Annotated in this window: 11 protein-coding genes; 5 read left to right on the forward strand and 6 right to left on the reverse strand. The window is 66.7% G+C overall.

Annotated elements, in window-relative coordinates; all coding sequences use genetic code 11:
• Positions 1 to 310: 310 nt before the first annotated feature.
• The 4 genes from OIE68_RS44065 to OIE68_RS44080 all read right to left on the reverse strand — a co-directional run bounded on the left by OIE68_RS44065 (position 311) and on the right by OIE68_RS44080 (position 4454).
• The gene (locus OIE68_RS44065) at positions 311 to 1060 is read right to left on the reverse strand and encodes an adenosylcobinamide-GDP ribazoletransferase (RefSeq protein WP_327096808.1); all 750 of its coding nucleotides are present in this window, start codon (positions 1058 to 1060) and stop codon (positions 311 to 313) included.
• Positions 1061 to 1350: 290 nt separating this feature from the next.
• Positions 1351 to 2535, reverse strand: coding sequence for a nicotinate-nucleotide--dimethylbenzimidazole phosphoribosyltransferase (gene cobT, locus OIE68_RS44070; protein ID WP_327096809.1), 1185 nt, complete (start codon positions 2533 to 2535; stop codon positions 1351 to 1353).
• Between the two features lie 203 nt (positions 2536 to 2738).
• Entirely contained in the window at positions 2739 to 3293 is a 555-nt protein-coding gene (gene cobU / locus OIE68_RS44075; protein ID WP_327096810.1) for a bifunctional adenosylcobinamide kinase/adenosylcobinamide-phosphate guanylyltransferase, read from the reverse strand.
• A 177-nt stretch (positions 3294 to 3470) separates the two neighbouring features.
• Complete coding sequence (locus tag OIE68_RS44080) at positions 3471 to 4454, reverse strand: helix-turn-helix domain-containing protein (protein ID WP_327096811.1); 984 nt, start codon at positions 4452 to 4454, stop codon at positions 3471 to 3473.
• Between the two features lie 86 nt (positions 4455 to 4540).
• On the opposite strand from OIE68_RS44080, the gene OIE68_RS44085 reads away from it, so the two are divergent.
• Positions 4541 to 4699: a hypothetical protein gene (locus OIE68_RS44085; RefSeq protein ID WP_327096812.1), complete on the forward strand. Its 159-nt coding sequence runs from the start codon at positions 4541 to 4543 to the stop codon at positions 4697 to 4699.
• A gap of 211 nt (positions 4700 to 4910) precedes the next feature.
• Here OIE68_RS44085 and OIE68_RS44090 read toward each other — a convergent pair whose 3' ends face one another.
• Positions 4911 to 5582, reverse strand: coding sequence for a DUF3043 domain-containing protein (locus OIE68_RS44090; protein WP_327096813.1), 672 nt, complete (start codon positions 5580 to 5582; stop codon positions 4911 to 4913).
• A 173-nt stretch (positions 5583 to 5755) separates the two neighbouring features.
• On the opposite strand from OIE68_RS44090, the gene OIE68_RS44095 reads away from it, so the two are divergent.
• The gene (locus OIE68_RS44095) at positions 5756 to 6106 is read left to right on the forward strand and encodes an iron-sulfur cluster assembly accessory protein (RefSeq protein ID WP_327096814.1); all 351 of its coding nucleotides are present in this window, start codon (positions 5756 to 5758) and stop codon (positions 6104 to 6106) included.
• Between the two features lie 138 nt (positions 6107 to 6244).
• The gene (locus OIE68_RS44100) at positions 6245 to 7213 is read left to right on the forward strand and encodes a carbohydrate kinase family protein (RefSeq protein ID WP_327096815.1); all 969 of its coding nucleotides are present in this window, start codon (positions 6245 to 6247) and stop codon (positions 7211 to 7213) included.
• Between the two features lie 341 nt (positions 7214 to 7554).
• Here the strand turns inward: OIE68_RS44100 and asnB are convergent, their stop codons facing one another.
• Positions 7555 to 9540, reverse strand: coding sequence for an asparagine synthase (glutamine-hydrolyzing) (gene asnB, locus OIE68_RS44105; RefSeq protein ID WP_327096816.1), 1986 nt, complete (start codon positions 9538 to 9540; stop codon positions 7555 to 7557).
• A gap of 614 nt (positions 9541 to 10154) precedes the next feature.
• Here asnB and OIE68_RS44110 point away from each other — a divergent pair.
• Entirely contained in the window at positions 10155 to 11246 is a 1092-nt protein-coding gene (locus OIE68_RS44110; protein ID WP_327096817.1) for a cytochrome c oxidase subunit II, read from the forward strand.
• A 13-nt stretch (positions 11247 to 11259) separates the two neighbouring features.
• On the forward strand, positions 11260 to 11676 hold the full coding sequence (locus tag OIE68_RS44115; protein ID WP_040688533.1) for a cytochrome c oxidase subunit 4: 417 nt from the start codon (positions 11260 to 11262) through the stop codon (positions 11674 to 11676).
• Positions 11677 to 11701: the final 25 nt, after the last annotated feature.

Raw genomic sequence — 11701 nt, forward strand, 5'->3', positions numbered from 1 at the left:
TGACCCAGACAATGCGCGCACCGTGCCAGCTATCTCATCGCGGGCAATGTGTCCGGATGCGAGTGTGGGCGTGCGTGTGTACGTGGTTACCGGACTGACGAAGCCGCCGGGTGGGCAGGCACTGGCCCGATGCGAGTGAATACCGCCGCTGCCCTGTCCAGCTGACGGTGAGCGTGCACTTTCCCGCCGAGTCCGCGCGAGAATGCACGCTCGAGCCCGATCCGCTATCCCGGCGGGGACCAATGTGGGTCATGAGACCTGAAATATCAAGGGCGGCATGGCGACGCGTTGCTGGCGACGCTGTTGTGAGTCAGGTGCCCAGGGTTAGTCCGGCGGCGGTGACGGCGACGGATATCTCGAGTGTTGCGCCGAGGATGTCACCGGAGAGGCCGCCGAAGCGGTGAGTGCAGTGTCGGGCGAATAGAGCTGAAATGCCCAGGGCGACAAGGACAACGGCGGGGCCGAGCCAGCGGTGGTCCGGGACGGCGAGTATGCCTGCGGCTACGGCGAGTGCGGACCAGAGTGCGATGGTGATCAGGTGCTGGGTCCCGGCGACTAATGCGCCGAAGCCGGTGCCGGGCGCGGCGGCGATGCCACGCCGACATGCGAGGACCACGACCACTCGGCCGACGGCCACCGCGAGCAGCACCGCGAACCAACGCTCGGCCTGGGCCAGCGCGGCGAACGAAAACGCTTGGATCCCAACGGCGAACACAATTGCCGCCACCCCGAACGGCCCCGTGTCACCACGCTTCAATATCTCCCTGGCCCGCTCGGGCGAACCATAGGACCCCAACCCGTCCAGCGTGTCGGCCAACCCATCCAGGTGCATCCCCCGAGTGATGAGCGCTAACCCGGCAACCACCACCAGCCCCGCGACCGCCGTACTCGCCCCACCCCACACCAACACCCACAGCACCCCGACCCCGGCGGCCCCGAGTCCCACCCCCACCAACGGCGCCAACGCAATCGCCCGCCCCGCCGCGCTCCGATCGACACTCTCCGGCCCGCGCACCGGCAGCACCGTCAGCCACGACACCGCAAGCCGCACACCGTTCATATTTGCCGACCTGTAATCGCTCGACCATCGCCATCGTCGAATTCACGCAGCGAAACCGCCGTCGCGCACGCCCTACGCCGTGCACCGTTCGTGCTGAGCGTTCCGTCGGCTCGGAGTGCCAGGCCCGCCTGTCGCCGCAGGCGTGTGTTGCCGCTGGTGGTTGGGGTCGCCTTGCGAGTCGGGACCGTCGGCTGCCGATGGCGGTTGTCGCGGAGCTTCGGACCGGAAGCGCGGTCCGCTTGCCCGGAGCGCAAGGCTCGCTTGTTGCGGAAGGCGCGTGCGGTCACCGTCTATTTCCGCAAGTCCGGTTGCGCGGTCGCTTCGGCGGCGATGCTGGTCTCGGCTTCGGCTTCGGCTTCGGCTTCGGCTTCGGCTTCGGCTTCGGCTTCGGGTTCGGCGGCCGAATCGGCTGTGCTCACGCCGGCTTCCGCGAAGGTGGCCATTTCGGCGAGGGTGGCCACGGCGGCGCGGAGGACGGGGAGGGCGGTCAGGGCGCCGGATCCTTCGCCGAGGCGCATGTCCAGGTCGAGGAGGGGCTCGAGGCGGAGGTGGCGCAGGGCGAGGGCGTGCGCGGGTTCGGTGGAACGGTGGCCCGCGAGCCACCAGGCGCTGGCACCCGCGGCCAGATCCTCCGCGACCAGGGCGGCCGCCGTGACAACCACGCCATCGAGGATGACCGGAGTCCGTCGGGTCGCGGCCTGGGCGAGGAAGCCCGCCAGGGCGGCGAAGTCGGCGCCTGCGGCTACGCGCAGCAATTCGGCCGGGTCCTTGGCGACCGGGCGGGCGCGGCGCATGGCATCGCGGATCGCGGCGACCTTGCGGATCCAGCCCGCATCGTCCACGCCGGTACCCCGGCCGACCGCGGCGATGGGTTCGGTATCGGTAAGGGTCGCGATGAGGACGGTGGCGGGTGTCGTATTGCCGATGCCCATATCGCCCGCAATGAGCAGGTCGGCGCCCGCATCAATCTCTTCGTCGGCGATCGCCTTGCCCGCGGCCAGCGCGGCATGGATCTCGTCCTCGCTGAGCGCGTCCTCGCGATCGATCGCCCCGCTCGAGCGCCGCACTTTGTGCTTGGCGATCTGCGGATCGGTATCGGCGTCGACGGAAATATCGACGACCCGCACGGTCGCACCCGCCACTCCGGCCAGCGTATTCACCGCTGCGCCGCCGCCGAGGAAATTGGCGACCATTTGTGCGGTCACCTCACTCGGATATGCCGAAACACCGTGGCGCGCAACGCCGTGATCTCCGGCGAACACCACCACCCGCGCCCGCTCGAACTGCTTCGGCGGGCACACGCCCTGACATGCCGACACCCAATTCCCAAGTATCTCGAGCCGCCCGAGCGCCCCACCGGGTTTGGTCAGCTGCGCCTGCCGCTGCTCCGCCGCCACCCGAACCCCCGCATCGGGTGGCACAACCGGTCCGAATCCGTCTGTCACTATCGAGCCTTTCGGGTCGGGGCAGTTCATTCCTACACCGCGCAGTCCATATCCGGCCCAATCTTGCCGCCACCCCCACCCATCCGCACCACCCACCCCGCGCCCGATGCCTCCTCCCGCGCGCTCGCGGCCCACCCGGCCGTCCGCGTGGCGCATCCTGCACGGTTGGCGCGACACCCGATACGGCGCGGCTCTCGCGAGTGACGCGACGTGATCGCCGCAGCTGTGCGGTCCTATTTCAGCCGGAGAGGGAGCCCGGCGACGATCAAGAAGGCCTCGTCGCAGGTTTGCGCGAGGCGTTGGTTGAGGGTGCCGATCTCGTCGCGGAAGAGGCGGCCGGAGCGGGTGGCGGGGATGACGCCCATACCTACCTCGGGGGTCACGATCACCAAGCGGCCGGGGTAGGCAGTGACGGCGGCGACCAAGGCGTCCGTGTCTGGGGCGATGGTGCCGCGCGGGGCATCCCAGGCCTCGCGCGCATCGATACGGGCGGTGAGCCAGGTGCCGATATCGTCGATCAGTGTGGTTCCGGCCGGGGGAGCGGCGGTGAGAACTGTTGCCGGATCAGCGCTTTCGAGGACAATCCAGTCCGCGGGCCTGCGGTCGCGGTGGCGGGCGATGCGCTCGGCGAAGTCGAGATCGGCGGGATCGGGAATCGCGGTGGCGATATAGCGCACCGGGCCGCCCTCGGCCGCCAGCACCTCCGCGAATGCCGACTTACCGGATCGCGCGCCGCCGAGTACGAGGATGCGGTGCGCGCGGTTGCTGGTAGATGAGCGATCCGACACGGCAGCACCGTATCAATCCGCCGCGGTCATGCCTGCACCTCGCTGGCGCTCGGTTCCGGCGTGACCGCGTTGGCGGCTGTGTTGATAGTTCGCTCGCTTCGCTCGCTCATGCCTGCACCTCGCTGGCGCTCGGTTCCGGCGTGACCGCGTTGGCGGCCGTGTTGATAATTCACTCGCTCACGCCCGCTGTTCGGTCGCCTCCGTGGGGCCGAACCGGCGGCGATACTCGGTCGGCGCGATACCGACGACCTTCTGGAAGTGATGCCGCAGCAGCGCGCCGGATCCGAAACCGGCTTGTGCGGCAATCTGTTCCAGTCCCTCGTCGGTGTCCTCGAGCAGATGCTTGGCGTACAGCACACGTTGATTGGTCAGCCATTTCACCGGTGTGGTTCCGGTTTCGGCGGCGAAGCGGCGGGCGAAGGTGCGGGTGGACATCATCGAGCGGGCGGCCAGATCGTCGATGGTGTGCGGCAGGTCGAGATTTTCGTTCATCCACTGCAGCGTGGAGCTGAGACTGTCGGAGGTGCATTCGGGCACCGGACGCTCGATGAATTGGCGCTGTCCGCCGTCACGCTGCGGCGGCACCACCATCCGGCGGGCGATCGCATTCGCGACGGAACTGCCGATCTCCCGGCGTACCAGATGCAGGCAGGCATCGATACCCGCGGCCGTGCCCGCCGAGGTGATCAGATTGCCCTCGTCGACGAACAACACATCGGGATCGACCGTGGCCTGTGGAAACTGCGCCGCCAACTGGTCGACATAGCGCCAATGCGTGGTGCACTTGCGACCGTCGAGCAGGCCGGCCGCCCCGGCCAGGAACGCACCGGAACATACGGTGAGCACGATCGCCCCACCATCCGACGCGTCCCGTATCGCGCCGACCACCCGCGGGTCGAGCCCCTGCTCGAGGGCGGATGCGGGAAAGGCCGGAATCGCCACCAGATCGGCCTTTGCCAACTCCTCCAGCCCGAACTCCGGTGTGACAGTGATACCGGGAGTCGTGGACGGCAGCGGCTTCCCGGGCTCGGCCCCGCACACCTTGAAATCGAATCCGGGCAGTCCGTCCGCGGTCCGATCGAGCCCGAAAACCTCACAGACCACGCCGAATTCGAACATGGCCAGGCGCTCCGACAGCACCACCGCGACCTTGGACAGCATGCAGACAGCGTACCTGGCTGAATCTTTACGAACAATGTCAGAACAGCCACTTTCGGCGGTAAATCGCCGAGCGCAAAATTACTGCCATGATTACTTTTCTCGTAAGCATGGCGGTAGTGGTGGGCTTCGCGGTCCTCGTCACACGAGGCGGCGGTCACGCCGGATCCGCGAATGTCACCGATCGCGACGCCCAGCGCCTGCAGTCCGATCTGTCCGCCATCATCGCCCACTCACATCACCACTGAGGGATCCACGACCATTCCGGGACGCACGATGGGCGTGGGCGATTGCCGCTCTCCCTCTCCCGACCACGACGGAGCGAGTCTTACGAGCGACCCGTTCGCGGCCCGTCTCGCGTCCGAGTCGTCGAAGCGCATGCGCCGCAGGCGCGAGTCTCGACGGCTCGGACGCGAGACAGAAGGGGCCGCGAACCCGCAGCGCCGAAGGCGCTGCAAATTAAACACTGTCGCCGGGGCCGACCCGCGGCTTCGGCGCCCGCATCTTGCGGATCTGCGAGGCGCGGACGAAGGCGTACCACCCCAGCTTGTAGCCGGTATCAGTGCTCTCCGGGAAGCGCTCACGCACTCGTCCGTTGATGATCCGGCCGAGCAGGAAGCCCTCGGCGATCATGAAGAACATCATCACCAGCATGGCGAGGGTCACAATCGTCTGCAGCGCGGGCGCAACGAACATCGACAGGATCAGGACCAGCGCCATCGGCATGAACAACCCGACCAGGTTGCGTCGCGCATCGACGATGTCGCGCACGAACGCCCGCACCGGACCCTGATCACGGGGCAGCAGGTATTTGTCCTCACCGGCCAGCATCCTGGCGCGCCGGTCCTGGGCCGCCAGCCGACGCTCGGCCGAGGCCGTTTTGCGGTCCTGGCGGCTACCGCGGGTGGCCTTGCGCCGGGCGCGCGCCTCCTTCGCGGTGAGCGGGGCCGGAGCCACCGGGCCGCGCCGCTTGCCTTGGGCGTCACGACGTTTCGGAGTCGGTCGGCCCTTGCCCTCGGTGGCGGTGGCCGCTTTCGTGATGGAGACTGCGGTCGAGCCGCCGTCCGAGCCCGCCGTCTGGTCGGCGCTCTCGTCGGTGGTGCTGGACTCGCCGCGACGGAACAATTTCACGCGACCAGGCTATTCGATGCGGTACCCCGCAGGAAATGAGGTCGGTGGGAGGTTGTGTCCACCGCGGCACCCGGTGGTGGCAAGATGGGGGAATAACAGCCCGCTGCGTGGTGTTGACAGCCACGAGCCGTGCGCTGTTCACGGGTTGAACACAGCTGTCTTGAGGAGAGTTCATGACTGTGCAAGACGAGACGACCACCCACGGTGTGGCTCTGACCGACGCCGCCGCCAGCAAGGCGAAGGCGCTGCTCGACCAGGAGGGTCGCGACGACCTCGCCCTGCGTATCGCCGTGCAGCCGGGCGGCTGTGCGGGCCTGCGCTACCAGCTCTTCTTCGACGACCGCTCGCTCGACGGCGACCTGACCGTCGACTTCGGCGGCGTCAAGCTGGCCGTCGACCGGATGAGCGCGCCGTACGTACAGGGCGCCTCGATCGACTTCGTCGACACCATCGAGAAGCAGGGCTTCACGATCGACAACCCGAACGCGACGGGTTCCTGCGCCTGCGGCGACTCCTTCAACTGACACCTCGACCCCCGGCCGGTTGTCGCCGGGGCGGAGAAGTCGTTGGTGCTCGGCGGACGCGGTAGTTGATACGGTGAAGGCGCGGGTTCCTCCCCGCGCCATTCGTCGTCTGCCGCCTACTCGAAGGGGCTCAGCCTCGTGTCTATCGCCGTGTCCGCGTCCATTGCAACCGACCACCTCATGCGTTTCCCCGGACGGTTCGCCGACGCGCTGCTGGCCGATCAGCTCGACCACGTCTCGGTGAGCTTTCTCGTCGATGATCTGCAGATCCGCAAGGGCGGTGTCGCGGGCAACATCGCCTACGCCATGGGCGTATTGAACCGCACGCCGCTGCTCGTCGGCGCGGTCGGTGCCGATTTCACGGAGTACGGCGGCTGGCTGGAGAAGCACGGTGTCGACTGCTCCACGGTCAAGATCTCGGACCGGGCGCATACCGCGCGCTTCGTTTGCACCACCGATGACGACATGGCCCAGATCGCCTCGTTCTACCCGGGCGCGATGAGCGAGGCCCGTGACATCTCGATCGGCGAGCTCGCCGAGCAGCACACCCTCGACCTGGTGCTCATCGGCGCCAACGATCCCGAGGCGATGCTGCGCCACACCGCCGAATGCCGCGAACTCGGCATTCCGTTCGCCGCCGACCCGTCCCAGCAACTGGCCCGCCTCGACGGCGATCAGGCCGTGCAGCTGATCGAAGGCGCCGCATACCTTTTCACCAATAAGTACGAGTGGGCGCTGCTGCTGCAGAAGACCGGTCTGAGCGAGGAAGAGGTCGCGCGCAAGGTCGGTATCCGGGTCACCACGCTCGGCAAGGACGGCGTGCAGATCGTCGACCGCGACGGCACCGAGGTGACCGTCGGTGTGGTCCCCGAGGTTGACAAGGTCGAGCCCACCGGCGTCGGCGACGCTTTCCGCGCGGGCTTCCTGACCGGCCACACCACCGGACTCTCGCTGGAGCGTTCCGCCCAATTGGGTTCGCTCATCGCGGTTCTCGTACTCGAGACCATGGGCACCCAGGAGTGGACCCTCAGCAAGGACGATGCCCTCGAGCGCCTCACCAAGGCTTACGGTCCCGAAGCCGCCGCCGATATCAAGCCTCTGCTCTGACCGACGCGATCCCGACGGCCGCACCGTATCCCGGTGCGGCCGTTCGCATCTGCTCACCGCGCCCCGCTCGGCAACCCCCGCGCTGCGCACGCTTTAGCGCGCCGCCCACGAATTCGCTGGGCGCATCCATGCGCGGCGTGCGCAAAGATGCGCCGCACAGCGCATTGCGTCGAGACGACGGCTTGGCACTCTGGTTCCGTGCTGCGCACGTCTTGTTGCGCCGCGCACGAAATTGCACGCGAATCCATGCGCGGCGTGCGAAAAAATGCGCGGCACAGTCGCATTGCGCGGAGACGACGGTGCCGCCGTGCTGCGCAACATGATGTGCGCGGCGCGAGTGGCTACAGCGAGACGGGGTAGACCGGCTCCTGGATGTCGGGGGTGATGCGCTTCTCCACGAAGATCCCGTGCCAGACCATGAAGACCAGCAACGTCCACAATCGGCGGCTGTGGTCGCCGCGGCCCGCGCGGTGGTCTTCGAGCATGCCCTTGATCGCGCCCTTGTCCAGCAGGTGATCGGTCTGCGATTCGGCGATCTGCAGGTGCGCCCAGTCGTAGAGTTCGGTGCCGCGCAACCAATGCCGCAGCGGCACAGGGAAACCCAGCTTCGCTCGGTGCAGCACATGCGGCGGGACGATGCCCTCGAGTGCCTGGCGCAGCGCGTACTTCGTGGTCTCCTTGGTGATCTTCTGCTCGTAGGGCAGTTGCTCGGCGACCTTCAGCACCTCGGAGTCCAGGAACGGCACGCGCAGCTCGAGCGAATTCGCCATGGTCATCTTGTCGGCCTTGACCAGGATGTCGCCGCGCAGCCAGGTGTAGAGATCCAGATGCTGCATGCGCGCCACCGGATCCCAGCCGCGCGACTGCGCGTAGATCGGCGCGGTGACGTCCTGGTGGGTCCATTCCGGCCGGAATTCGCGCAGCACCGCACGCAACTGCGCATCGCTGAAGCTGCGCGCATTGCCGTAGTAGCGCTCCTCGAGGGGGAGCGAACCGCGGTGCAGCAGGCTCTTACCGCGGGTGCCGTCCGGAATCCGCTCCGACAGCTTGCCCGCCAGCTTGCGCACGCCACGCGGCAAGTACTCGAAGGGCTTGAGCGACAACGGTTCCCGGTAGATCGTGTATCCGCCGAACAGCTCGTCCGCGCCCTCACCGGAGAGCACCACCTTGACGTGCTTGCGCGCCTCCTTGGCGACGAAGTACAGCGGGACGAGCGCCGGGTCGGCCACGGGATCGTCGAGGTACCAGACGATTTCGGGGATCGCGGCCGCGAATTCGGCGGGGGAGACAACCTTCACGATGTGCCGCGCGCCGATCGCCTCCGCGCTCTCGGCGGCCACATCGACCTCGGAGTAGCCCTCGCGTTCGAAGCCGGTGGTGAAGGTGATCAGCTTCGGGTTGTGCCGCATGGCCAGCGCCGCGACCGCGGTGGAGTCGATGCCGCCGGACAGGAACGATCCGACCGTCACATCCGCGCGCATATGCTTGGCGACCGAGTCCTCCAGGGCCTCGGCGATATCGCGATAGCGGGCGGCCGCCGAACCGGGTGCGAAGGCCCGCACCTTGAACTGCGGGTTGAAGTAGCGGGTGATCTGCGGTGCCTCGCCCGCCCGCACGGTCGCGTAGTGCCCGGATTCCAAGCGACGGATGTCCTTGTGCAGGGTCTCCGGCTCCGGCACATACTGCAGCACCGTGTAGTGCTCCAAAGCCCGCGGATCCAGCGCATCGGACAGCCCGAGTGCGGGCAGCAGCCCCAGCAGACTCTTCTTCTCACTGCCGAACGCGGTCCCGCCGGGGCCCGTCGCCAGGAACAGCGGCTTGATCCCGAACGGATCGCGCGCCAGGAACAGCTCCTGGGTTTCGGTATCCCAGATCGCGAACGCGAACATGCCGCGCAGCTTGCGCACCGCCTCCGGACCCCAGTAGTGGAAGGCCGCGACGATCGCCTCGCTGTCGCCCTCGGTCTCGAAGATCCTGCCGTCCGGATACTCCTCGGCATGCGCCTTCGCGAGTTCCTCGCGGATCTCGATGTAGTTGTAGATCTCACCGTTGAAGGTCAGTGCGTAGCGCTCCCGGTTTTCGGCCGGACCCCAGCGCAGCGGCTGGTGCGAATGCTCGATATCGATGATCGACAGCCGGTTGAAGCCGTAGATCACATGATCGTCGTGCCAGGTGCCGCGCTCGTCCGGGCCGCGATGACGTACGCAGTGCAGGGCGTCGTACACCCGCTCCACGGTGTTTACCCACCCCGCCAGCTGCGCTGGCTGCCGTCCCCGACTGTCGTCGGTTGCCGCATCAGATGTCAGAAATCCGAGCAGTCCACACACGGCGTCGGCAACCTCGTTTCCTACTTGGTACGGGCGCTGGCCCGATTCATTGGGTGGCTGCGCCCGATAGGTGGGCGCACAGGACGAAATCTCGTGTCCGAGTATGCCGCACCGGCTGGATTTGTGTCTCGCGCAGACCGTGTTCCGGGAAGGCCGGGCCCGCTGAGTGCCGCGATCTACCGATCTCCCGGTCTGCGTCCGACGCCGCGACGAAATCTTCGTGTCCGAGTACGTCGCACCCCACTGGATCAGCCGGTCTTTCCGGCGCGGATGGTGCGGCGTCGAGCGCGCGAAGTGCAGCTGCCCGGCATTCGAAATATTGTGTCCGAGGCCCTCGCATGCGCCGGATCCGGTCGCGGCGCAGGCCCTGTCCTGGGACGATGTTCGGGTGACCGTACCCACCTCGGCGTCGGCGGAGTGTCGAATGCGACCCGACGTCAAACGGGGCGCCGGTTTGGTCTACGCTGCGTAGTACTCAGGACATTCTTAGGTGGATCGCGCCCGAACGGGCAGGTCGGCCGGAATGCCCTGAAACGTGCTTAGGACGTACCGCCGGGCGATCGCAACCCGAGCGGTGCACTGTCGGAATGTGTGGCGACCAGGAAGGCGTGAGCGTGGCGCACAAGGCGAGCGAAGAGATCGGGGCACGACCCGTAAAGGGTCGGCAGGGCCGGATCCTTCGGCGGGCCGGGCTGGCGGTGTCCTTGGGGATCACCGCGGTGCTCGTCTCGGGCTGCTCGATCGACAATGTTTGGCTGCGATTCGGCTGGCCCTCGGGCATCACGCCGCAGGCCACCCGGATGCGGGAACTGTGGACGTGGTCGGTCATCGCGGCGTTGTTGATGGGTGTGCTGGTGTGGGGTCTGACCTTCTGGACCGTCGCCTTCCACCGCAAGAAGAAGGACTCCCCGGAGTTCCCGCGCCAGACCGGTTACAACGTGCCGCTGGAGCTGACCTACACGGCGGTGCCGTTCGTCATCATCGCGGTGCTGTTCTACTTCACCGTGGTCGTGCAGAACTACGTGCACGAGAAGGTCGCCGACCCGGATGTGACCGTCGACGTGACCGCCTTCCAGTGGAACTGGAAGTTCGGTTACCGCGATGTCGACTTCAAGGATGGCTACCGCTTCGACGGCATCGATAAGGCCCGCGAGGACGCCAACCAGGAACAGCTCGAGGAGTACAAGGAGCTGACCAAGGACGGTCACCCGCAGCCGGGCCCGGTGCACGGCAAGCCGGAGAACGACATCCTGTCCTACCTGCACTACGACAAGGTCGAGACCGTCGGCTCCAGCAGCGAGATCCCGGTGCTCGTGTTGCCGACCAACAAGGTCATCGAATTCCAGATAGCCGCGGCCGATGTCGTGCACGCCTTCTGGGTGCCGGAGTTCCTGTTCAAGCGCGACGTGATGCCGAACCCGAAGGAAAACCACTCGGATAACGTCTTCCAGATCACCAAGATCGAGAAGGAAGGCGCATTCGTCGGCCGCTGCGCCGAGATGTGCGGCACCTTCCACTCGATGATGAACTTCGAGGTCCGCGCGGTATCGCCGGAGAAGTTCACCAAGTACATCGATGCGCGTAAGGCGGGTAAGACCAACGCCGAGGCGCTCGAGTCCATCGGTGAATCCCCGATCGCGACCTCCACCCAGCCGTTCAACACCAAGCGCGACACCAAGAGCGCGTCCGCGGTAGAGAGCAAGTGAGGACTGATCTGAAATGAAGATCGAAGCGCGGATTTTCGAACTGCTCACGGTGTTCTTCATCATCGTGGCAGTCGTGTACGGCTACTTCACCGGCCAGTCGCGGACCGGTGTCGAGTGGGCGGGCACCACCGCGACGGTGCTGACCGCCGGTCTGTCGCTGATCATCGGCACCTACTTCCGTTTCGTCGCACGTCGCCTCGACCTGCGCCCGGAGGACTACGAGGATGCCGAGATCGTGGACGGCGCGGGCGATCTGGGCTTCTTCTCGCCCGGCAGCTTCTGGCCCATCACCCTGGCCGGCGCGGGCTCCATCACCGCCCTGGGCCTGGCGTTCTTCCAGTTCTGGTTGATCGGCATCGGTGTGGTGTGCATCCTCGGTGCGGCCGCCGGTCTGGTCTTCGAGTACTACCTCGGCCCCGAAAAGCACTGAGCTGATAGCTCTTTTCGAAGCGCCC

Origin of the sequence: Nocardia vinacea, assembly GCF_035920345.1 — a bacterium.
Classification (GTDB): domain Bacteria; phylum Actinomycetota; class Actinomycetes; order Mycobacteriales; family Mycobacteriaceae; genus Nocardia; species Nocardia vinacea_A.